The 22,951-nt window shown below is 73.3% G+C and carries 16 protein-coding genes; 5 read left to right on the forward strand and 11 right to left on the reverse strand.

Annotated features, from left to right (window positions below; genetic code table 11):
- Positions 1–94: 94 nt before the first annotated feature.
- Positions 95–1,813: a carbohydrate-binding module family 20 domain-containing protein gene (locus ABT154_RS05635; RefSeq protein ID WP_351853269.1), complete on the forward strand. Its 1,719-nt coding sequence runs from the start codon at positions 95–97 to the stop codon at positions 1,811–1,813.
- 71 nt (positions 1,814–1,884) lie between these two features.
- Positions 1,885–7,173, forward strand: coding sequence for a pullulanase-type alpha-1,6-glucosidase (gene pulA / locus ABT154_RS05640; protein WP_351853272.1), 5,289 nt, complete (start codon positions 1,885–1,887; stop codon positions 7,171–7,173).
- Between the two features lie 34 nt (positions 7,174–7,207).
- Here the strand turns inward: pulA and ABT154_RS05645 are convergent, their stop codons facing one another.
- Both ABT154_RS05645 and ABT154_RS05650 read right to left on the reverse strand, forming a co-directional pair.
- Complete coding sequence (locus ABT154_RS05645) at positions 7,208–7,726, reverse strand: GNAT family N-acetyltransferase (protein ID WP_351853274.1); 519 nt, start codon at positions 7,724–7,726, stop codon at positions 7,208–7,210.
- Between the two features lie 44 nt (positions 7,727–7,770).
- Entirely contained in the window at positions 7,771–8,502 is a 732-nt protein-coding gene (locus ABT154_RS05650; protein ID WP_351853276.1) for a TetR/AcrR family transcriptional regulator, read from the reverse strand.
- A 37-nt stretch (positions 8,503–8,539) separates the two neighbouring features.
- Here ABT154_RS05650 and ABT154_RS05655 point away from each other — a divergent pair, with 37 nt between their 5' ends.
- Positions 8,540–9,055, forward strand: coding sequence for a hypothetical protein (locus ABT154_RS05655; protein ID WP_351853278.1), 516 nt, complete (start codon positions 8,540–8,542; stop codon positions 9,053–9,055).
- A 7-nt stretch (positions 9,056–9,062) separates the two neighbouring features.
- On the opposite strand, the gene ABT154_RS05660 is transcribed toward ABT154_RS05655, so the two are convergent.
- The 5 genes from ABT154_RS05660 to ABT154_RS05680 form a co-directional block, all read right to left on the reverse strand.
- A complete protein-coding gene (locus ABT154_RS05660) occupies positions 9,063–10,115 on the reverse strand; it encodes a PDR/VanB family oxidoreductase (RefSeq protein ID WP_351853280.1) in 1,053 nt (350 codons plus the stop codon).
- Positions 10,115–10,999 (reverse strand): metal-dependent hydrolase, encoded by an 885-nt coding sequence (locus ABT154_RS05665; RefSeq protein ID WP_351853282.1) that lies wholly within the window; start codon positions 10,997–10,999, stop codon positions 10,115–10,117. The genes ABT154_RS05660 and ABT154_RS05665 overlap by 1 nt, the downstream gene beginning before the upstream one ends.
- 131 nt (positions 11,000–11,130) lie before the next feature.
- On the reverse strand, positions 11,131–13,662 hold the full coding sequence (locus tag ABT154_RS05670; RefSeq protein ID WP_351853283.1) for a hypothetical protein: 2,532 nt from the start codon (positions 13,660–13,662) through the stop codon (positions 11,131–11,133).
- A 53-nt stretch (positions 13,663–13,715) separates the two neighbouring features.
- Entirely contained in the window at positions 13,716–14,516 is an 801-nt protein-coding gene (locus tag ABT154_RS05675) for a tyrosine-protein phosphatase (protein ID WP_351853286.1), read from the reverse strand.
- Positions 14,517–14,633: 117 nt separating this feature from the next.
- The gene (locus ABT154_RS05680) at positions 14,634–15,674 is read right to left on the reverse strand and encodes an NAD-dependent epimerase/dehydratase family protein (RefSeq protein ID WP_351853289.1); all 1,041 of its coding nucleotides are present in this window, start codon (positions 15,672–15,674) and stop codon (positions 14,634–14,636) included.
- Between the two features lie 244 nt (positions 15,675–15,918).
- Between ABT154_RS05680 and ABT154_RS05685 the strand changes: the two genes are divergently transcribed.
- Positions 15,919–16,545, forward strand: a complete 627-nt coding sequence (locus ABT154_RS05685; RefSeq protein WP_351853291.1) for a hypothetical protein — start codon at positions 15,919–15,921, stop codon at positions 16,543–16,545.
- 45 nt (positions 16,546–16,590) lie between these two features.
- Positions 16,591–18,075 carry a PepSY-associated TM helix domain-containing protein gene (locus ABT154_RS05690; RefSeq protein ID WP_351853294.1) on the forward strand — a complete coding sequence of 495 codons (1,485 nt, stop codon included), beginning with the start codon at positions 16,591–16,593 and terminating at the stop codon, positions 18,073–18,075.
- On the opposite strand, the gene ABT154_RS05695 is transcribed toward ABT154_RS05690, so the two are convergent.
- From ABT154_RS05695 to ABT154_RS05710, 4 genes are all read right to left on the reverse strand, one after another.
- Positions 18,076–18,630: a winged helix-turn-helix domain-containing protein gene (locus tag ABT154_RS05695; protein ID WP_351853296.1), complete on the reverse strand. Its 555-nt coding sequence runs from the start codon at positions 18,628–18,630 to the stop codon at positions 18,076–18,078.
- A 393-nt stretch (positions 18,631–19,023) separates the two neighbouring features.
- Positions 19,024–20,055 (reverse strand): glutamine synthetase, encoded by a 1,032-nt coding sequence (glnII, locus tag ABT154_RS05700; protein WP_351853298.1) that lies wholly within the window; start codon positions 20,053–20,055, stop codon positions 19,024–19,026.
- A 152-nt stretch (positions 20,056–20,207) separates the two neighbouring features.
- On the reverse strand, positions 20,208–21,422 hold the full coding sequence (locus ABT154_RS05705) for an ARPP-2 domain-containing protein (RefSeq protein WP_351853301.1): 1,215 nt from the start codon (positions 21,420–21,422) through the stop codon (positions 20,208–20,210).
- Positions 21,419–22,834 carry a hypothetical protein gene (locus ABT154_RS05710; RefSeq protein ID WP_351853304.1) on the reverse strand — a complete coding sequence of 472 codons (1,416 nt, stop codon included), beginning with the start codon at positions 22,832–22,834 and terminating at the stop codon, positions 21,419–21,421. Before ABT154_RS05710 ends, ABT154_RS05705 begins: the two co-directional genes overlap by 4 nt.
- Positions 22,835–22,951: the final 117 nt, after the last annotated feature.

Raw genomic sequence — 22,951 nt, forward strand, 5'->3', positions numbered from 1 at the left:
ACCGGGCATCGGGGCACTCGTACGGTCACGGCTGAAAACAGTTGCTGACATTTTCGGCAACTTCTTGCGACAGGGACGTCGTACAGGAGGAAGCATGGCCAGAAAGACCGTGGCTGCCGCACTCGCCCTCGTGGCGGGAGCCGCCGCCGTGGCCGTCACGGGGAACGTGCCGGCGCAAGCCGCCCCGCCCGGCGAGAAGGACGTCACCGCGGTGATGTTCGAATGGAACTTCGCCTCGGTGGCCCGAGAGTGCACCGACCGTCTCGGCCCCGCCGGATACGGGTACGTCCAGGTCTCCCCGCCCCAGGAACACCTCCAGGGCGGCCAGTGGTGGACCTCCTACCAGCCGGTCAGCTACAAGATCGCCGGACGCCTCGGCGACCGCACGGCCTTCAAGAACATGATCGACACCTGCCACGCGGCGGGCGTCAAGGTCGTCGCCGACTCCGTCATCAACCACATGGCGAACGGCTCCGGTACGGGAACGGGCGGAACCCCGTTCTCCAAGTACGACTACCCGGGCCTCTACTCCGGCTCCGACATGGACGACTGCCGGTCCTCGATCTCCGACTACGGGAACCGGGCCAACGTCCAGAACTGCGAACTCGTCCAGCTCCCCGACCTCGACACCGGCGAGGAGTACGTCCGGGCGAAGATCGCCGGATACCTCAACGACCTCCTCTCCCTCGGCGTCGACGGCCTCCGCATCGACGCCGCCAAGCACATGCCGGCCGCCGACCTCGCCGACATCAAGTCCCGGCTGACGAACCCCAACGCCTACTGGAAGCAGGAGGCCATCTACGGCGCGGGCGAGGCCGTCTCCCCGAGCGAGTACCTCGGCACCGGAGACGTCCAGGAGTTCCGGTACGCCCGCGACCTCAAGCGGATCCTCCAGAACGAGAAGCTCGCCCACCTCAAGAACTTCGGCGAGTCCTGGGGCTACATGCCCTCCGGGCAGTCCGCCGTCTTCGTCGACAACCACGACACCGAGCGCGGCGGCGACACCCTCTCCTACAAGGACGGCGCGAACTACACCCTCGCCTCCGTCTTCATGCTCGCCTGGCCCTACGGCTCCCCGGACGTCCACTCCGGCTACGAGTGGACCGACAAGGACGCCGGACCGCCCAGCGGTGGCCAGGTGAACGCCTGTTACAGCGACGGCTGGAAGTGCCAGCACGCCTGGCGTGAGATCTCCTCCATGGTGGCCCTCCGCAACACCGCACGCGGCCAGGCCGTCACGAACTGGTGGGACAACGGCGGCAACGCGATCGCGTTCGGCCGCGGCTCCAAGGCGTACGTGGCGATCAACCACGAGTCCTCGGCGCTCACCCGCACCTTCCAGAGCGCCCTGCCCGGCGGCACCTACTGCGATGTGCAGAGCAACACCGCCGTCACGGTGAACTCCTCCGGCCAGTTCACGGCCACCCTCGCCGCGAACACGGCCCTCGCCCTGCACACCGGGGCCATGACTTGCGGTGGCACCACCCCCACCACGCCGCCCACCACGAACCCGCCGGCCACCGCCGGCGCCGCGTTCAACGTCAACGCCACCACCGTCGTCGGCCAGAACATCTACGTCACCGGCAACCGCCCCGAGCTGGGCGGCTGGGCCCCCGCCGCCGCCCTGAAGCTCGACCCGGCCGCGTACCCCGTCTGGAAGCTGACGGTGTCCCTGCCCGCGGGAACGGCCTTCGAGTACAAGTACGTCCGCAAGGACGCCGCAGGGAACGTGACCTGGGAGTCCGGCGCCAACCGCACCGCGACCGTCCCCGCCTCGGGCCAGGTCGTCCTGAACGACACCTTCCGCAGCTGAGCCCTCTCCTCCTCGAAGGGCCGTCCCGCCGGGGCGGCCCTCTCTTCCCGTACCTCCAGGGAGCAACCCCCGTGATACGCAAGAGAACGGCGGTCGCGCTGGCCGCCGCCCTGTGCGCGGCCCTCGTGCCCGCGATCCCCGCGACGGCGGCGCCCCGGCCGCCCGCGCCGCCCTCCGACGCGGCGCTCGCCGCCGAGCCGGCCCGCCAGGACCTCACCCGCGAGCAGTTCTACTTCGTACTGCCCGACCGCTTCGCCAACGGCGACACCTCCAACGACCGGGGCGGGCTCACCGGCAGCCGGACGAAGACCGGCTTCGACCCCACCGACAAGGGCTTCTACCAGGGCGGCGACCTCAAGGGCCTCACCCAGCGGCTCGACTACATCAAGGGCCTCGGCACCACCGCCATCTGGATGGCGCCGATCTTCAAGAACCGGCCCGTGCAGGGCACCGGCAAGGACGCCTCCGCCGGCTACCACGGCTACTGGATCACCGACTTCACCCAGGTCGACCCGCACTTCGGGACCAACGCCGACCTGGAGAAGCTGATCGCCGCCGCCCACGCCAAGGGCATGAAGGTCTTCTTCGACGTCATCACCAACCACACCGCCGACACCGTCGACTACGCCGAGCGGAAGTACGGGTACCGCCCCAAGGGCGCCTACCCCTACCTCGACGCCTCCGGCCGCCCCTTCGACGACCGGGACGCCATCGGGAAGGTGGACGCGGACTCGTTCCCGTACACACCGACGACGACCGGCGGCAAGGTTCCCGCCTGGCTCGACGACCCGACGATGTACCACAACCGGGGCGACTCCACCTGGGCCGGCGAGTCCGCCGAGTACGGCGACTTCGTCGGCCTCGACGACCTGTGGACCGAGCGCCCCGAGGTCGTCGAGGGCATGGAGAGGATCTACGAGAAGTGGGTCCGCGACTTCAAGATCGACGGCTTCCGCATCGACACCGTCAAGCACGTCGACCTCGACTTCTGGACCCAGTGGGCCACCGCCCTCGACGCCTACGCCAAGAAGCGGGGCCGCGAGGACTTCTTCATGTTCGGTGAGGTCTACTCCGCCGACACCACCGTCACCGCCCCCTACGTCACCCGGGGCCGGCTCGACGCCACCCTCGACTTCCCCTTCCAGGACGCCGCCCGCGCCTTCGCCTCCCAGGGCGCCGGAGCCGACCGCCTCGCCAAGGTCTTCGCCGAGGACTACCGGTACACCACCGACAAGGCCAACGCCTACGAGCAGGTGACCTTCCTCGGCAACCACGACATGGGCCGCATCGGCACCTTCCTCAAGCAGGACAACCCCAAGGCCTCCGACACCGAACTCCTGCGCAGGGCCCGCCTCGCCAACGAGCTGATGTTCCTCTCCCGGGGCAACCCGGTGATCTACTCCGGCGACGAACAGGGCTTCACCGGCGCCGGCGGCGACAAGGACGCCCGCCAGCCCCTCTTCGCCTCGCAGGCCGCCGACTACCTCGACGACGACCAGCTCGGCACCGACCGCACCCACGCCACCGACGCGTACGACACGACGCACCCCGTGTACACGTCCGTGGCCCAGCTCTCGAAGCTGACCCGCGAGAACCCCGCCCTCCGCGACGGCGTCCAGCAGGAGCGGCTCGCCGAGGACTCCGTCTACGCCTTCTCCCGTACGGACGCGAAGACGCGGACCGAGTACCTCGTCGCCACCAACAGCGCCACCACCGAGAAGACCGTCACCGTCCCCGTCGACTCCGCGGACTTCCGCACCCTGTACGGGGGTCAGGGCGCGGTCGTCTCGAAGAACGGGGCCGTGACCGTCACCGTCCCCGCCCTCTCCTCGCTGGTCCTCAAGGCCGACAAGCCCCTCCCGGCCCCCGCCGCGAAGCCCGCCGTCAGCCTCAGGGCGCCCGCCGCCGGAGCCACCGGCACCGTCGAGCTCAGCGCCGACGTCACCGGCGGACAGCTCAACCGGGTCGTCTTCGCCGCCCAGACCGGCAACGGCCGCTGGCAGACCCTCGGCACCGCCGACCACGCCCCCTACAAGGTCACCCAGTACGTCACCGCCCCCGCCGGAACCCCGCTCCGCTACAAGGCCGTCGTCGTCGACAGCTCCGGCCGCACCGCGGGCACCACCGCCAGCAGCACCGCCGGACAGGCCCCCGCGCCCGAGAAGCCGGTCGCCGTCGAGCGGACCTACGCCGTCGTGCACTACCGGCGCGAGGACGGGAACTACGAGGGCTGGAAGCTGCGGGCGGCCGGCCAGGAGGCCGCCTTCACCGGCCGCGACGCCCACGGCGCCTTCGCCTGGGTCAAGGTGCCCGAGGGCGCCTCCACCGTCGCGTACACCGTCGAGAAGGACGGCGCCGCGGACGGCCCGCAGCGGAGCATCGAGCTCGGCCGCACCGGCGAGGTCTGGATCACCCAGGGCGCCGACGGCCAGTCCGACACCGACCCGGCCCCCGCCACCCCGGACACCTCCAAGGCCGTCATCCACTACCAGCGGCCCGACGGGAACCACGACGGCTGGGGCCTCCACACCTGGACCGGCGCCGCCCAGCCCACCGACTGGTCCAGGCCGCTGACACCGGTCCGCTTCGACGCGTACGGCGCCGTCTACGAGGTCCCCCTCACCGAAGGCGCCACCACCCTCTCGTACATCCTCCACAAGGGTGACGAGAAGGACCTGCCCACCGACCAGTCCCTCGACCTGGCGAGCCTCGGCCACGAGGTCTGGGCGCTCTCCGGACAGCAGAAGTACCTCCTCCCCACCGTCGGCGGCGCCCCGAACCTCGACCTCGGCACGTCCGAGGCCCAGTGGATCGACCGGAACACCGTCGTCTGGAAGGTGAGGCCGAACGACTCCACCAGCCAGCAGCTCGTGTACGCGAAGGACGGCGGGATCACCGTCACCGACGGCGCCCTCAGCAGCGAGGGCCAGTGGCTCCGGCTGAACCCCGGAACGCTCACCGACGCCCAGCGGGCGAAGTTCCCGCACCTCAAGGACTACCCCGCCTTCACCGTCGACCCCCGTGACACCGACCGCGTCCGGGACTCCCTGCGCGGCCAGCTCATCGCCACCCAGCGCGCCGCCAACGGCGCCCTGCTCGCCGCCACCGGCGTCCAGACCGCCGGCGTCCTCGACGACCTGTACGCGAGGAAGGCCACCGGCGCCGCCCTCGGCCCGGTCTTCCGCGGCGGCGAGGTCACCCTCGGCGTCTGGGCCCCCACCGCCCAGTCCGTCGCCCTCGAACTCGACGGCCGGACCCTGCCCATGCGCCGCGACGACACCTCCGGCGTGTGGTCCGTCACCGGCCCGAAGTCCTGGACGGGCAAGCCGTACCGGTACGTGGTGAAGGTGTGGGCCCCGACCGTCCAGAAGACGGTGGTCAACAAGGTCACCGACCCCTACTCCACCGCCCTCACCACCGACTCCGCCCGCAGCCTCGCCGTCGACCTCACCGACCCGAAGCTCGCCCCCACCGGCTGGCGCGCGCTGAGGAAGCCCGCCGCCGTACCGCTGCGGGACGCCCAGATCCAGGAACTCCACATCCGTGACTTCTCCGTCGCGGACCCGACGGCGAAGGCCGACCACCGGGGCACCTACCTCGCCTTCACCGACAAGGACAGCAAGGGCTCCAGGCACCTCCGCGACCTCGCCGCCTCCGGCACCTCCTACGTCCACCTCCTCCCGGCCTTCGACATCGGCACCGTCCCCGAGAAGAAGTCCGCGCAGACCACCCCCGCCTGCGACCTGAAGGTCTACGCCCCCGACTCCGAGGAGCAGCAGGCCTGCGTCGCCGCCGCGGCGGCGAAGGACGCCTACAACTGGGGCTACGACCCCCTGCACTACACCGTCCCCGAGGGCTCCTACGCCACCGACCCCGAAGGCACCCGCCGCACGGTCGAGTTCCGGCAGATGGTCCAGGCCCTCAACGGCGACGGCCTGCGCACCGTCATGGACGTCGTCTACAACCACACCGTCGCCGCCGGACAGTCCGACAAGTCCGTCCTCGACCGGATCGTGCCCGGCTACTACCAGCGCCTCCAGGCCGACGGCACCGTCGCCACCTCCACCTGCTGCGCCAACACCGCGCCCGAGAACGCCATGATGGGCAAGCTCGTGGTCGACTCCGTCGTCACCTGGGCGCGCGAGTACAAGGTCGACGGCTTCCGCTTCGACCTCATGGGCCACCACCCGAAGGACAACATCCTCGCCGTGCGCAAGGCCCTCGACGGGCTGACCGTCGCCAAGGACGGCGTCGACGGCAAGGCGATCGTCCTCTACGGCGAGGGCTGGAACTTCGGCGAGATCGCCGACGACGCCCGCTTCGTCCAGGCCACCCAGAAGAACATGGCCGGCACCGGCATCGCCACCTTCTCCGACCGGGCCCGCGACGCCGTCCGCGGCGGCGGCCCCTTCGACGAGGACCCCGGCGTCCAGGGCTTCGCCTCCGGCCTCTACACGGACCCCAACTCCTCGGCCGCCAACGGCACCCCGGCCGAGCAGAAGGCCCGCCTCCTGCACTACCAGGACCTCATCAAGGTCGGCCTGACCGGCAACCTCGCCCCGTACACCTTCACCGACACCTCCGGGCGTACGGTCAAGGGCTCCGAGGTCGACTACAACGGCGCCCCCGCCGGATACGCCGCCGCCCCCGGCGACGCCCTGGCCTACGCCGACGCCCACGACAACGAGAGCCTGTACGACGCCCTCGCCTTCAAGCTCCCGGCGGGCACACCGGCGGGGGACCGGGCCCGTATGCAGGTCCTCGCCATGGCGACGGCCACCCTCTCGCAGGGCCCGGCGCTCTCCCAGGCCGGCTCGGACCTGCTCCGCTCCAAGTCCCTGGACCGCAACTCCTTCGACAGCGGCGACTGGTACAACGCCATCCACTGGGACTGCCGCGACGGCAACGGCTTCGGCCGCGGTCTGCCGCCGGCCGCCGACAACAAGGCCAAGTGGTCCTACGGCAAGCCGCTGCTCGTCGACCCGGCCCTGACGGTCGGCTGCGCGCAGATCGACGGCGCCTCCGCCGCCTACCGGGATCTTCAGAAGATCCGTACCACCGAGCCGGCGTTCTCCCTCGCCACCGCCGGGCAGGTCCAGGACGCCCTGTCCTTCCCGCTCTCCGGCCGCGACGAGACCCCCGGCGTGATCACGATGCGCCTGGGCGACCTGGTGGTCGTCTTCAACGCGAGCACGCGGCAGCAGACCCAGCGCGTCTCCGGCCTGGCCGGTACGTCGTACGCCCTGCACCCCGTGCAGGCTGCGGGCTCGGACGGCGTCGTGAAGTCGTCGTCCTACGCGTCGGGCTCGGGCACCTTCACGGTCCCGGCGCGGACGGTGGCGGTGTTCAAGGCGAAGTGACGGTCGGCCCCGGGTGACCCGGGCGAAGTGAGGGTCACGCCCCGGTGAGCGACCGCTCCATCAGGGTGACCCCGTAACGCGTGCCGTCGGCGGCGAGCTTTCCCGGCTCCTCGCCGACGGCACGGTAGCCCGCGGCCTCGTAGTACGTACGGAGCCGCGGGTTGTCCGACAGACAGTCCAGCCGGGCCACCGCCCGTCCGCCGGCCGCTATCCGCTCCTCCGCGTGCGCGAGCAGCGCCCGCCCGGTGCCGGCCGGCGCCGACGCCCGCTCCGTCATCAGCCGGTGGACGTACCCGGCGACCGGCGGCTGCGGACCCCAGGCCCCCTCGTCCTCCCACCACAGCTCGTACGCGCCGACCACCCGGCCACCGTGGGACGCCAGCCACACCTCACCGGCGGCCAGGCGCTCGCCGAAGTGGGCGGCACTCTTCCCGCCGGGCTTCCACTGGTCGATGCCGTTGCGCAGCATCCAGCGGGCGGCCGCGTCGTACATTCCCGCCAGGAGATCGAGATCGCCCTCTCCGGCCCGCCGGAAGATCACTCGCGTCGTCATGGTGATCACCGTAAGGGTGTTCTGACCTGCGACCTCGAACCGTCCTACCGCAAGCGCTGATCGGGCACGACGGGCGCCGCCCCGGCCGTGGGCACCAGCGCGACGAGCCTGGCCACCAGCTCCCCGAAGGGGCCGTCGGCCGGCTCGTCCGCGAGGAGACCCACCAGGATCTCCGCCATCTCCGCGTCGTACGCGGCACTCACCGCGGCCAGCGCCGCGAAGTCGTGCACGAGCTGCAACTCCAGCTCCGCGCGCGGGACACGGCGCCCGTCCAGCCAGATCAGCGCCGTCGACTCGGCGAGCGACACCCAGGAGCGGACGACCAACTCCAGCCGGGCGGACGGCTTCTCGACGCCCAGATGGGCGAGGATCTGGACGTACGCGGCCTGCCGGACCTCGTCGATCATCGCGTTCGTCGTGGACGAACCCACCGCGGGCCCGCCCCGCATCAGCGCCGCGAAACCCGGGCCGTGCTCGTCCACGAAATCGAAGAACCGGCCCATCACCCGCAGCAGCCGCGCCCCGAGCGGTCCCTGCGGGGGCTCCACGAACCGGGCCGCCAGCTCGTCGGCGGCCCGCCGCAGCGCCGCCTCGTACAGGCTCTGCTTGCCGGGGAAGTAGTGGTAGACCAACGGCCGCGAGATGCCCGCGGCGGCGGCGATCTCGTCGATGGAGACCTCGTCGGGAGAGCGGTGGCTGAAGAGTTCGAGGGCGACCCCGATCAGTTGCTGCTTGCGCTCCTCGACGCCCATCCTGCGGCGTACCCCGGTCGTCATACGAACAGCCTAACGGGGTCGGTTACTCTCCTGCTCCATGAGCGCTTCCGACCAGGACACCCAGGCAGCCAAGTCCCCGGAGGCCCCTGAGGCCGAGGAGACCCACGAGGAGACCCGCAAGGAGAGCCCCGAAGGGACTCCGAAGCCCGAGAAGGCCGCCCACGGGGCCGCGGAGACGGATGAGGGGGAGGAGTCCGCCGAGACCGACGACGCGGACGAGAGCGTCGAGACGGACGAGACCGTGGAGCCGGACGACGACGCCGCCGAAGAGGTCGCCGAAGAGGCCGTCCGCACCGCCGGGCTCACCCCGAAGCAGGCGCGCCGCCTCCGCGTGGCCGCCGCCTCCGTGCTCCTCGTGGCGATGGCCGTGGTCCTCGTGATCCGCCTCGCGAGCCGGACGTCCGTGCTCGTCGTCGGCGTGTACGGCCTCGCCATGATCCTCTGCGGGATCGTGATCGAGCTGTCCCGCAACGGCCGTACGCGGCTGGGCACCTGGCTCCTGGTGGGAGGCCTCCTCGTCGCGCTGGCCCTCGACTGGCTGGTCCTGCCGTAGGGCGGCCCTACAGGTCCAGGACGAGCCGCTTCCCCGTACAGCGCGAGACGCAGATCAGCATCGAGTCGTCCCGCTCGGCATCGGTGAGCAGCTCGTCCCGGTGGTCGATCTCGCCCTCGATCACCCGCTGTCGGCAGGTGCCGCAGAAGCCCTGCCGGCAGGAGTACATGAGGCCCGGGACCTCCTCGCGTACCGCTGCGAGGACCGACTGGTCGGCCGCGACCCTCACCGTGCGTCCGGAGCGGCGCAGCTCGACCTCGAAGGCCGTCCCGTCGACCGGCGCCGAGGCGGAGAAGCGCTCCAGGCGCGGCGCCCTGCCCTCCGGCAGCGCCGCCGCCACCGCGTCCATGAGGCCGTCGGGGCCGCAGCAGTAGACCGGCGTCCCGGCGGGCACCCGGGTGAGGAAGCCCAGGTCGGGGCGGCCCGACTCGTCCTCGGCGACGACGGTCACCCGGTCGCCGCCGAGCCGCTCGATCTCGGCGAGGTACGGCATGGAGGCGCGCCCGCGCCCGCAGTACACGAGCCGCCAGTCCGCGCCGGCCGCTTCGGCGGCGCGGAGCATCGGGAGGACCGGGGTGATGCCGATGCCGCCGGCGACGAAGACGTACGCGGGGGCGTCGGCGAGCGGGAAGCGGTTGCGGGGGCCCCGGATCTCGATCTCCACGCCCTCGTGGAGCTGTTCGTGGACCTCGCGGGAGCCGCCCCGGCTGTCCTCGACGAGACGGGTGGCCACGGTGTACGCGCCCGTGTCGGCTGGATCGCCGCAGAGCGAGTACTGCCGGACGAGCCCGGAGGGCAGGACGAGATCGACATGGGCGCCGGGCTGCCAGGCGGGCAACCCGGCTCCCTCCAGGCGCAGTTCGACGACCCCCTCGGCGGGTTCGGTGCGCCGGGCGACGCGGACCCTGCGGGGGACGGTGCGGCCCCGGCCGTATCCGGACACGGGTTCGTCGAGGGCGGGCATCGGCCACAGTGGCGCGGTGGACATACGGCTGCGGACCGCGCGGCGGACGAGCAGCGCGGCCCCGGCGACGAGGGCGACGGTGGTGAACCGGGGCATCAGTGACCTCCGTTGGCGCCGGGGGAGGAGGCCAGGTAGGCCATCGCCTGCGCGGTGTTCCCCTCCTGGGAGGGGTGGTAGGCGCGGCTGAGGTAGCGGGGGACGGAGCGCAGCATGGCCGGGGTGGAGGGCAGTACGCCCTGCCGGCCCTTGCGGACGAACTGGCCGAGGGAGGCCTTGCCGTCGAGCAGGCTGGGATCGTTCTCCATGAAGAAGCGGATGCCGCGCTGCCAGAGGAAGACGAGCGCGGAGAAGGCGAGCGCCCAGGTGCGGGCGCGGCGCCGGTAGCCGCCGTCGAGGTGCATGAAGAGCTCGAAGGCGACCGCGCGGTGCTCGACCTCCTCGGCGCCGTGCCAGCGCAGCAGGTCGAGCATGGTGGGGTCGGCGCCGGCGCGGTCGAGGGCGTCGGCGTTGAGGACCCAGTCGCCGAGGAAGGCGGTGTAGTGCTCGATGGCGGCGATCAGCGCGACCCGTTCCATGAGCCACCAGCGGCGCGGGCGGCCCGGCGGCAGGGTCCGGTCCCCGAGGAGCTTCTCGAAGAACCAGTCGACCTGCGCGGTGTACGGGGTGGGGTCGAGGCCCTGCTCGCGGAGGTGGGGCAGGACGTCGTCGTGGGCCTGGGAGTGGATGGCCTCCTGGCCGACGAAGCCGATGACGTCCTCGCGCAGCCGGTCGTCGGTGATGTACGGCAGCGCCTGCTTGTAGACGTGCACGAACCAGCGCTCGCCGGCGGGGAGGAGCAGGTGCAGCACGTTGATGGTGTGCGTGGTGAAGGGATCGCCGGGCACCCAGTGGAGCGGGGTCGCCTCCCAGTCGAAGGAGACCTTGCGGGCTCTGAGCTCGACGTGCTCCGACGCCACCGGTACGGGCCGCGTATTAGACATGACGTCAATGTACTGAGGGGTAAGGCGGTGGCAACAGGCCTGTGCACGGTCTTTTTGGGGGTGGGGGCGGGGTCCGGGGCCCGTGCGGGCGGACGGCCGGGGACGCGCGCCCGCCGACCCGCCGCCTCCCCCTACCTCAGTGCGCCCATCCTCCGCCCGTCCCGCAGGGTGCCGTCCAGGTCGGCCCGCGCCCCCGCCGACGCCTTCACCGCCAGCACCGGCCCGTCCGCACGGCCCTTCACCCCGCCCGAGGTCTCCAGCGCGGTGACGTCCGGGCTGCCCGCCGCCAGGACGTACCAGCCGCCGCCCGGCGCCTGCCACAGCACGCCCGCCAGGACCCGGGGCTCCCGCACCCCGCACGCGGGCGACCCCTCGGAGCGGGCCGCGAGCGCCGCCGGCACCTCCGGCGAGGGGACCAGGAACTGGGCGAGGACCCTGCTGCCCGTACCCCGCCAGGTCTCCGCGCGCGTGCACAGCCAGGTGCCCCGCCCGGCACCCTCCGGCAGCGGCTGCCGCGCGAACCGCCAGGCGCTCACCGAGCGCACGCCGTGCGCCCGCACCGCCGTCAGCTGGCAGGCGGTACGGGCCCACGCCGCCCGCGCGTCGGGGCCCGTGGCGTCCACGGGGGCGCCGGGGGCGCCCCACAGGAGGCGGGCGGGGGACAGCTCGCCCAGGTCGGCGAGGAGCCGGAGCCCCGAACCGTCGTGCACCTGGAGGGTGTTCCAGCGGGTGCAGCCCTTCGCGAGCGCGGGGCTCGTCATCGGCTCCGTCACCCCGTCGCCGTCGCGGGGCAGCGGCCGGGCGTCCCGGCCGGGCGCGAGCAGGTCCCGTACGGCGGTCTCCGTGACCCAGGGCGCGGTGAGATAGCGGACGTTGCCCGCCGCGCGGGACACGACGAGCGCGGCGGAACCGACGGTGTCGGCGCCGTCGGTGCGCGCGAAGTCGAGCGCGGCTCCGGCGGTGCCCGCCGCGCCGTCGACGGGTTCGGCGTACCGCACGGCGCGCAGCCCGTCGTGGAGGAGCACCACCCGGGCCCCGTCGACGACGCCCGCGAACAGCAGCTGTGGCGGTCCCATGGGTGGCCCGACCGGGGTCCCGGGCGTGGCGGAGGAGCGTACGGAGGGGCCGGGCCGGGCCCACACGGCGAGCGTGCGCCGAAGCAGGCCGGTGTCCCGGGCGAGGTTGCCGCGGGCGGGCCACACGGAGAAGTCCTGCCGGGTCGAACCGGGCCAGACGGTGGGGTCGACCCGCTTGAGGGCGCCGGGGTCGAGGGCGGCCTCGGCGGCGGGGTTGCGGGCGTACGAGGGGGCGGCGGCACCGTTTCTGCCCCAGCCGTCCCCGGGCAGCCCGAGCAGTGTCCCGCAGACGACGAGCGCGGCGAGGGCGACGAGAGCGGCCCGGCCGTGCTGCCGCCGCCGCATGAGATCGGTGGGCCGCGCCTGCAGCGCACAGGGATCGAACTCGTCGGACTCCAGCAGGGCGACCCCACTACGCCGCCGCCCGGGATCGAACCCACCGGGGCCCCGCCCCGCCTCACGGGCCTCGGCTCCGGCACCCCCCGAACGCCCGGCGCCGTCGGAGCCGAGGCCCGTGCCCGACTGCCCGAACCCGTCGCGAGCGCTGCCGCCCTGCCAGCCCCGGCCGTCGGCGCCACCGTGGTCTCCAGGGGCTCCACCTGGTCGTCCGAGTCCGTCGGGGCGTCCGCTCCGGTCGCCGGAGGCTGCGGCTCCGCCGGGCGAACCGCCCTGCGCACCCCGGCCATCGGCGCCCCCGGCATCGTCGAGCGGCCGGGTCCGGTCTCCCGGTGCCGCTCCAGCCCCGCCGGGTCCCGCCTGCTCGCCGACGCGTTCGGCGCGACCGTTCCGGCCGTCGGTGCCGGTCCGGCCCGGCGTGGCCGTACCGCCGGCGCCGCTGCCGCCCGCCGCCCCCGTACCGGCTCCGCCGCCCGCGCGTTCCCGCCCGGCTCCCTGCCCCCCCGGTCCCGTCCGGTTCCCGGCTCCACCCCGGCCCGGGCCGGGCTGTTCCCCGACCCGTTCCGTACGGCCGTCCCCGGTGCCGGACGGCCCTCCGTCCGAGAAGCCCGGCCCGTCCAGGGCCCCCGTCTCCACCGCGTCCGCCTCCGTCAGAGCCCCCGCCGGGTCCTCCACCCCCGCCGCCCTCAGGACCCGCAGGACCTCCGGGTCCCCCTGGCGTTCCAGGCCGCGCAGGACGTAGGCCGCGCGGCCCGGGCCGGAGAGGCGGGACAGGCGCTGGTCCAGGGCCAGTTCGTCCGCGCCCCCCACCCGGGGGAACAATCGCAGCCCCCACACATGCGGCAGCAGCGGCGGGAACTGGGACCGGCGCGGCAGCGCGAGGCGTCGCAGCGGCAGGCCCGCGATCAGCGCCTGCCGCAGCACCTCGCCCCGTACGTACGCGTACCCGGGATCGACCGCGTCCTCGGACAGCCGGGGCTCCGGCACGGACGGCCCCGGCACCCGCCGCCGCGGCAGCGAACGCTGGACGAGCGCGTGCGCCGTCAGCACCCGGCGGTTGCGTCCCAGCGAAGGCGGCAGCACGAGATAGGCGATGCGGACCAGGCGCGGATAGCGCTCGACGAGCGCGGCCTCGGCCTGCTCGACGTCGACGGGGCCCACGGGCGAGGGAACGAGATCCTGGGTGCTCACGTTCAGCAGAACGAGCGATTCTTCCGATGGTCACCCCGGCCCGTGGTGCGTGCTCAGGCGGCCGGGACCGTCAGCCGCTCGCGGATCACCGCCGTGACCTCGTCCGGAACACCCAGCCCGTCCCGTACGTACGCCTCCATCGATCCGTGCCGGACCGCCACCTCGTCGAGCGCCGCCGCCAGGTACTCCGGAAGGACCCCGATCAGGTCGAGCGCCAGCTGCGGATCGCCGCCCTGGGCCGTGAACCCCTCGATCATCGGCGCGAACGCCTGCCGCACCGCCGTGTTGACGGCGAGGTACTCCGACCGCACGGTCTCCTCGTCCGCGCCGAGCAGCGACAGCACGACCGTCGCCGCCCAGCCCGTCCGGTCCTTCCCCGCCGAGCAGTGGAAGAGCAACGGCCCGGCGTCCGGCGCGCCCAGCTCGGTGAGGAGCGTGCGGTAGGCCGCGCGGGCCGATTCGCCGGAGACGAAGGTGCGGTACGTCCGGGCGAACGCGGCCCGCACCCGGCCCCCGCCGAGGTGTTCCTCGGCGAGCGCCGGGTCGGAGATCAACTGCTTCAGGTGCGCGGCGGGCGGCAGCCCGCTGACGGCCAGATGGTCGGCGAGCACGTCCGCGACGAGCGCCCGCGCGCCGACGGGCAGCCGGTCGGGCCGCTCGCCGCGCTCGCCCTCCGTACGGAAGTCGACGACGGTACGGACACCGAGGCCGGCCACCGCCGGTTCCGCGGGGTCGAGCCGGTCGAGCTGCGCGGACCGCAGGGCGAGCCCGGGCCGAACCGTCCGCCCGCCCCCGAGCGGCAGGCCGCCGAGATCGCGGAGGTTGGCGACGGAGGTGGCGGGGATGGCGGGCATGTCGGCGGCTCCTCCGGTACGTGCGTGTGCGGTCGACCGTAATGGATCATCCCGCTATGGGCAGATCCAGCGGGTTCGTCACGTCCGGGTGGGCGGCTCCCACGTGAGTCCGCCGCGTCAGGCGAGCCCCGCGGCCTCCGCGGCCCCGGCGAGCGCGGTGAGCACCTCCGCCTCCCGTTCGGGGGAGAGCCCCACCGGCGGTCGGCCCGGCCGGTTCGGCTGGTCCGGTGCCACCCCGCCGAGCGATTCCAGCCACGCCCAGGTGTCCGCGACCGTCTCGGCGACGGGCCGGCAGCGCAGCCCGGTCGCGAGCGCCCGGGAGACGTCGGCCGTGTGCATCGCGTCGTACGTCTCGCCCGGCGGCAGCCAGACGGGCAGCTCCGTCCAGGGCTCCACCCCGGCGGCGAGGAGCGCCTCGGGCTCGGTCCACCGGAGTCCGACGGCGTCGGTCCCACCGGTCGCCTCTACGCACGCGTCGAGCAGTTCGCCCATCGTCGCGTGGCCGGGCGGCGACACGAGGTCGTACGGCCCGCAGCGCCCCGCGGCCACCGCGTCGAGCGTCCATTCGGCCAGGTCGCGCACGTCGATGTACTGGATCGGCAGCGCCTCGGGGCCGGGCGCGAGGACCGGACCGCCGCGCGCGATCCGGCCGAGCCACCAGGGGAGCCGGCCCACGTTCTCGTACGGGCCGAGGATGAGCCCGGCGCGGACGAACAGTGACCGCTCCGCGCCGAACGCGTCCGCGACGGCCAGTTCGCCGCCCCGCTTGGCCTCCCCGTACGGCACCTCGCCGCCGGCGTCCGGCGAACCGTCCACCAGCGGACCGTCCTCCGTCAGCCCGGCGGCCATGGGCCAGGTGTACACGGACCGGCTCGACACGTACGCGTACCGCTCGACCCGTCCGGCGAGCAGCCGGGCCGCGTCCCGCACCACCGAGGGCGCGAGCGACCAGGTGTCCACGACGGCGTCCCAGGAACCGGTGGCGAGCGCGGCGAGGCCCTCCGGGGCGGTGGTGCGGTCGCCGAGCAGTGCGGTCACCCCCTCGGGGGCCGGGTGCCGCCCGCGGTGGAAGACGGTCACGTCCCAGCCCCGGCCGAGCGCGGCCTCGACGACCGCGCGGCCGACGAACTCCGTGCCTCCGAGCATCAGTAGTCTCATGTCCCGAGCCTGCCCGGCCGGTCGCCCCGGGGACCAGGGTGTTCCGCTCCGGGGGGATTCCGCCACGGGAGGAACGTCACGGCCGCGTGAGGGGTGTCATCGCGCGGGGAGGTGGTCTCGTGCGCCGCACGGCCGGGTGACACCATGACGGGCGATGACGGATGTCCGGTCGCCCCTGCGCGCGTCGAGAGCCGCCCTGTTCGCGGTGGTGTGCGTGACCTTGGCGGCGGTGGGGCATTCCTCCATGTCTGAGCATCGGCTGCCGGCCGTCGCCCTGCTCGCCGCCTTCGCCGCGACGGCGGGCGCGGCCTGGGCGGCGGCGGGCCGGCGCCGGGGCGCGCCGACGATCGCGGGTGCGATGGCCGTGCTCCAGGGGGCGTCGCACCTGCTCTTCTCCATGGCGGGCGCGCGGGCGGGGGACACGGGCCACCCGATGGCGAGCCCGACGCCGGGTGCGGCCCACGACATGCACGGGGTGCCCCACGGCGGCATGCACGGCATGGGTGCCATGAGCCCCGCCATGGACATGAGTTCAGGCGCTGACATGGCCTCCACCACGGACATGCTCTCCGGCGGCGGTCTCGGCATGCTCGCCGTCCACCTCCTCGCCGCACTGCTCTGCGGCCTCTGGCTGGCCCGTGGCGAGGCCGCGTTCCTGACGCTGGCGGAGGCGGCCCTCGCGTACGCCTTCACCCCGCTCCGCCCCCTCCTCGCGCGCGTGCCCGTGCCCCATGTCCCGCGCCCCGCGCTCCGCCGGGCGCGCCGGAGCGCGCACCGTCCGCACACCGTCGTCCTCGCGCACGCCCTCTCCCGGCGCGGCCCGCCCCGGCCGCCCGTACCCCGCGCCAAGGCCCTCGGAGCTCACGTCTGACCCGGGGGTCCCTTCCCCCTGTCTGCAACGAGTCCGAGGACAGTCATGCCGATCGACGATCCCGCACGCCCGGAAACACCCGAGGCGCCACCGTCGCAAGCCACAGAGCCCCGCACGACAGCCACGAAGCCATCCGCGACGGCCACGAGGCCCCCCACGACCACCCCCACCCACCCCGGCACCACCTGGAGTTCCCTCCGCCCCCTCGTCCTCCGCCTCCACTTCTACGCGGGCGTGCTCGTCGCCCCCTTCCTCCTCGTGGCCGCCGCCAGCGGCCTGCTGTACGCGCTCTCCTTCCAGGCCGAGAAGGTCGTGTACGCGCACGAGCTGGAGGTCCCCGTCGGGGACGCCACCCTGCCGCTCTCCCAGCAGGTGAACACCGCGCGCAAGGTCAACCCGAACGGCACCGTCACCGCCGTCTGGCCCGGCGTCGAACCCGGGGCGACGACCCGCGTCCTGATGGCCGACCCGGACGCCCCCGAGGTCACCTCGGCGGCCGTCTTCGTGGACCCGTACACCGGTGACGTACGCGGGCAGCTGCCCAGTTACGGCAGCTCCGGGGCGCTCCCGCTGCGCACCTGGACCGACGGCCTGCACCGCGATCTGCATCTCGGCGACCTCGGCCGGAACTACAGCGAACTGGCCGCGAGCTGGCTGTGGGTGATCGCGCTGGGCGGTCTGCTGCTGTGGCTCGGCCGCCGCAGGAGGAACCGCCGTGCCCTCTTCGTGCCGGAGGGCGGCCCGGCGTCCCGGCGCCGCACGCTCTCCTGGCACGGCTCGGTGGGTCTGTGGGCGGTGACCGGCCTGGTGCTGCTCTCGGCCACCGGCCTGACCTGGTCGCGGTACGCGGGGGAGAACATCGGCGTGGCGCAGGACGGTCTCGGCGGCGCGACGCCGACGCTGACCGCGACCGTCGGCGGTGCGGCCGGCGGGTCCTCGGAGCACGAGGGCCACGGCGGCGCCCACACCGGCACCACCACCGCCCAGGGCCCGGACATCGGCATCGACAAGGCGCTGGAGGCGGCCCGCGCGGCCGGTATCGACAGTCCGAGCGTCTCGGTGGCACTGCCCGCCGAGGGCAAGGGGTACGTGGTCAAGGAGACGGACACGCGGTTCCCGGTCGAGCTGGACTCGGTGGCGGTGAACCCGGCGGACGGCGCGGTGCTCGACCGGCTGGCCTTCGCCGACTACCCGTTGCTCGCGAAGCTCACCCGGTTCGGCATCGACGCGCACACGGGTGTGTTCCTCGGCCTGATCAACCAGCTGGCGCTCGCGGCCCTCGCGCTGTCCCTGATCCTGCTGATCCTCTGGGGCTACCGCATGTGGTGGCTGCGCCGTCCGGGCCGGCCGGTCGCCAGGGGCGCCTGGCGCAAGGTGCCGCCGACGCTGCCGCTGCCGCTGCTCGCGGTCACGGCCCTGGTGGCGTGGTTCGTCCCGCTGCTCGGCCTGAGCCTGCTGCTGTTCCTGGCCGTGGACCTCGCCCTGGCGCTGGTGACCAGGGCGAGGTCCGGGGCGGGCCGAACCGGCTGATCAGGGGGTGTACTTGTAGCCGACCCGCCGCACGGTCTGGATCGTGCGGCGGTGCTCGGCGCCCAGCTTGCGGCGCAGCCGGGCCACGTGCACGTCGACGGTACGGCCGTCGCCGACGTGCCCGTACCCCCACACGGTGGTGACCAACTGGTCGCGGGTGTGCACCCGGAGGGGGTGTGCCACCAGATGGGCGAGCAGCTCGAACTCGAGGTACGTCAGGTCCAGCGCCTGCCCGTCCACGACGGCGATCCGCCGGACCCCGTCGATGGCCACCGGCCCCTGCTCCTCCACGGGGGCGGGGACGGAGGCGGGGGAAGGCGCGGCGAAGGGCAGCCGGGCGTGCTGGTCGGCCGGTACGAGGACGAGGTACCCGACCATCGGCGGACGCCCCGGCAGCGTCGGCAGCGTGTGCTGCGGCGCGGGCAGCAGGGTGGCGCCGGGCGGCAGGAACTCCGCGACCTGGGCGAAGTCGACGACCTCGTGCGGATCGACGGCCCGCAGTCGGGGCCGGCCGGGACGGACGGCGGTGAGGGAGGCGCTCTGGGTGTGGGCCATGGCAGGTCAGCTCTTTCGCGCGGGGAACGGACGGAGAGGTCTCGTACGTCGTGCGCGTCGGCCGAAGGCCGGGGATCGGACCGAACCGATCGGGGCTTTAGAGGGCCGACGCGTTCCTCGCGCGTCGACAGCACCGGTCGAAGTCATGGTGCTGCCGGGAAGGCCAGAACGGCTCGAGGTCGTGACGACCCGTCGCGGTGTCGTTCTGCATGATGGCCATATCCCTATTGAACCAGAAGGGAATGCCCCCGACGAGCCCCCGCCCGGTCAGAACCCGTGTAGCGCTGCCCACATGCCGGGAGGCGCGCCCCCTGTACGACGAAGAGGGGCGCCCACCGTACGAACCGGTGGGCGCCCCCTCTCCGTGCTGCGTGCTTCGTGCGGTGCTGCGGATCAGACCTGGTCGGCCTTCTCCAGGGCCTCGCAGCAGGTGTCCACGATCAGGCGGGTCACCGTGTACGGGTCCACGTTCGCGTTCGGGCGACGGTCCTCGATGTAGCCCTTCTGGTCCTGCTCGACCTGCCACGGGATGCGGACCGAGGCGCCTCGGTCCGAGACGCCGTAGGAGTACTGGTCCCACGGGGCGGTCTCGTGCAGGCCCGTCAGACGGTCGTCGATGCCGGCGCCGTAGTTCTTGACGTGGTCGAGCGGCTTCGAGCCCTCGCCGAGCGACTCGCACGCGGTGATGATCGCGTCGTAGCGCTCGCGCATCGCCTTCGTGGAGAAGTTGGTGTGCGCGCCCGCGCCGTTCCAGTCGCCCTTCACCGGCTTCGGGTCCAGCGTCGCGGAGACGTTGAAGTCCTCGGCCGTGCGGTACAGCAGCCAGCGGGCGATCCACAGCTGGTCCGAGACCTCCAGGGGGGCCAGCGGGCCGACCTGGAACTCCCACTGGCCCGGCATGACCTCGGCGTTGATGCCGGAGATGCCGAGACCGGCCTTGAGGCAGTTCTCGAGGTGCGCCTCGACGATCGGGCGGCCGAAGATCTCGTCCGCGCCGACGCCGCAGTAGTAACCGCCCTGCGCGGCCGGGAAGCCGTTGACCGGGAAGCCGAGCGGGCGGGTGCCCTCGAAGAAGGTGTACTCCTGCTCGATGCCGAAGATCGGCTCCTGAGCCCCGTACCGCGCGGAGACCTCGGCCAGCCCGGCGCGCGTGTTCGACTCGTGCGGCGTCATGTCCGTGTTCAGGACCTCGCACAGCACCAGGATGTCGTCGCCGCCGCGGATCGGGTCCGGGCAGGAGAAGACCGGGTTGAGGACGCGGTCCGAGGCGTGGCCCTTGGCCTGGTTCGTGCTGGAACCGTCGAAGCCCCAGATCGGCAGCTCGTCGAGCGCGAGGGCGTCACCCGCGATGATCTTCGTCTTGGAGCGAAGCTTCGCGGTCGGCTCGGTGCCGTCGATCCAGATGTACTCAGCCTTGAAGGTCACGGGTCTCATCCTTTGGCGTGCTGCTGCGGGTTTCCGCTGCGGCTCGCGGCACTGCGAGAAGCTGCGGTCTCCGCGCCGAATGCGCGGTGTGTGTTCGACCGCAGCTTCGCAACACGGGATTTCCCATCGGTTGCCCGTTTGTGAACCCCGTGTTACTCGGCCTCCCTGATCTTCCCGTTCTTCCCCCGATCGGCCCGCAGCCGCTCCTCGACCCGGTGCGCGTCGAGGAGGGCGCCGAGCCCCGCCGCCCGCACCCGCAGGACCACCTCGGCGTACGAGGTCCCCAGCGCCTCCGCGGTCCGCCCGAGGTGCCAGTCGCAGTCCGCGAGCCGGTGCAGCAGGTACCCCTTCCGGATCTGCTTCTCGGAGAGCCGGAAGGTCTTCAGATAGGCCGTCCGCCCCTTCCGGTCGGTGATCACCTCACCGATGTGCTGCTCCCGCCCGCCCCGCTCGAACGGCGGCAGGAACCGGTACAGATCGAACGGCCCCGCCCGGTACGCCCGCTCGAAGGCGTACGAGGTCTCCAGGAGGTCCCGCGCCATCAGCCCGTCGTGGGCCACCGCCCAGGCCCGCTCCTGCTCCCGGGCCGCCGCCCGCAGGTCCGCGAGGTTCCGGATGCCGCCGGCGCCGTCCCGGATCCGCGCGGTGAACTCGGGCACCGGGCCGCCGTAGTACGCGTACTGGTGGACCAGCTCCCCGTACAGGTCCTCGACGAGCGTCGGGTGCAGCAGCCGGTAGTCCTCCGGGTGCGGCACCACGAAGGCCGCGGCGAGCGCGTCGGCCACGTACAGGAGCAGCCCGCACTGACCCGGGTGCAGTTCGAAGACCCGCGGCGCCTCCGCGAGCCCCGGCACCGCCCACCCCGCGTACGCCGCCTCGGCACGCGGCGAGAGACCGTGCCGCAGCGCCTCGCGGGACCACTCGTCCCAGACGACGGAGGGCCCGCCGAAGTGCAGCGCGAGATACCCCTCCAGGGCGAGGTGCAGTGGCAGGAACCGCAGCCGCCGCTCGCCCTGGCGGCGCTTGGCCATGCGGTGGATCCGGCGCACGGGCACGCACTCCGGCGCGCCCCAGGGCGCACCGGAGTGCGTGCCCGCGCGAGTCCCCGCGCCGTCGCCGAGCCGGGTGCCGTACGCGGCGGACTCCGCGCCCGATCCCGTCCCCGACCAGTCGGCGACGAAGCCGTGCGGGATGTACGAGGTGTACGCGGTGCGGTCGGGCAGCTCCACCGCGCCCCACCCCTCGTACACCTCCCGGTGCAGCCGCAGCCCCGGCACCGGCCGGTCCCGCACGAGCGGCACGATCCGCACCCCGCCCCACACCTGCGCGGGCCGCACGTCGAGCCCGGTCAGATCGATCCGGGTCATCGCCCGGCCCCCTCTCCGGCTGCCCTCAGGAACAGCTCCGCCCGCCGGTCCAGATAGGCCCGCAGTTCGGCGAAGCCCGTCCGGCCCTCGGCGAACTGCGCGATCTCCACCAGCGCCGCCAGATCCTCCGCGTCCCGGATGCCCGCGGCCGGCACGCTCGGCGCCAGCCGGCGCACGTCGAAGCCCTCCGCGTCGTATACGGGGTTCAGGTGCACCACGCTCGTCCGGCGCTCCGGATCGAGCCGCGTCCGCCACACCCGCAGCACCTCGCCCGCGAGCCCCGGCGGGGCGTTGTCCCAGCCGTCCGAGACGATCAGCAGCCGGTCGGGACCGGTGTCCAGGGCGTCCAGGATCCGCAGACCCAGCGGAGTCGGCCCGTACGGCCGGACGAGCAGCGGATCGTCGCCGCCCGAGGTCCACAGCGGGGTGTACGCCCCCGGCGCCGCGAGGGCTTCAAGGAGGAAGTGGGCGCCGAGCGCGACGGCCAGCGGTCGGCGCCGCTTCACCGCCGAACCCGAGGAGGAGAAACTGTCGTCGAGCACGGCCGCGATCCGGCCCCAGCTCCCGGCGTACGGCCCCGCCGTGCGCCGTGCCGCCGCGCGCAGCGCACCCGTCAGCTCGGCCCGCCGCTCCACCCGCTCACCGAACGGCAGCGACAGGACGAACAGCGCGAGCCGGGTCAGCGGCATCACGGACAGATCGGCGGCCCGCGCCGTCCTGAGCTTTTCGAGCCGGGTCATCCGGGGTGCGATCCGCTCCAGGAACACCGCGCGCGGCACCCCGTGCTTCGCGGCGAAGCCCTCCGCGACCGTGAACGGCAGCTCGTACAGCGCGCCCTGCTCGTAGTGCGCCCGGCGGTGCGCGTCGAGGGTCGCGTTCTCGTACCGGACCCGGCGGCCCGGCGCGAAGAGGAAGTCGCCCGTCTCCGGGTCGGGCAGCCGCCCGTGGACGTGCCGGAGGGTGGCCTTGAGGCCGCCGCGGTACTTCACCGCGTCGAGCGCCGGGTCGGGCCGGGCCGCCAGCCACGCGCGCACGATCGCGCGCGTGCGCCGGTTGTTGACCCCGGCGGCGCGCAGCGTACGGAACAGCCGGTAGACCCGCGGAGGCGGCAGCTTCGCGAGGCGCGCGGCGATCAGCCGGCCCTCGCCCGGCTCCGCCTCCCCGGGCGTGCGGAGCAGCTGCTCGATGACGAGCGCGGCGTTGTGGTCGTTGATGTCGAGCGCGAGCGAGGCGGCGTACACGGGCCGGTAGTTGACGCGTACGTACTCGTGGAGGAACGCGAGCGAGAAGCGCTGCTCGGCGGCGGAGGAGCGGAACTCCCGCTGTCCGGTGGCGGTCACGGCGGCGTTGACGAAGAGGAGTACGTCCTCGGCGGCGACGAGCTCGGACACGGCACTCTCCTCCCGGCGCATGGGTGCCGGCCGGGGAATGGGGGCGCGAACAGCGAAGACGTTGCTTCAGAGGCAGGTTCCGGAAGTCGCACCGGAGTCCCGCGGCCGGCCCGGGAACGCTAACACCGGGTGGGGGGA

Origin of the sequence: Streptomyces sp. NPDC001728, from assembly GCF_040297565.1 — a bacterium.
In the GTDB taxonomy this organism is placed as follows: Bacteria; Actinomycetota; Actinomycetes; order Streptomycetales; family Streptomycetaceae; genus Streptomyces.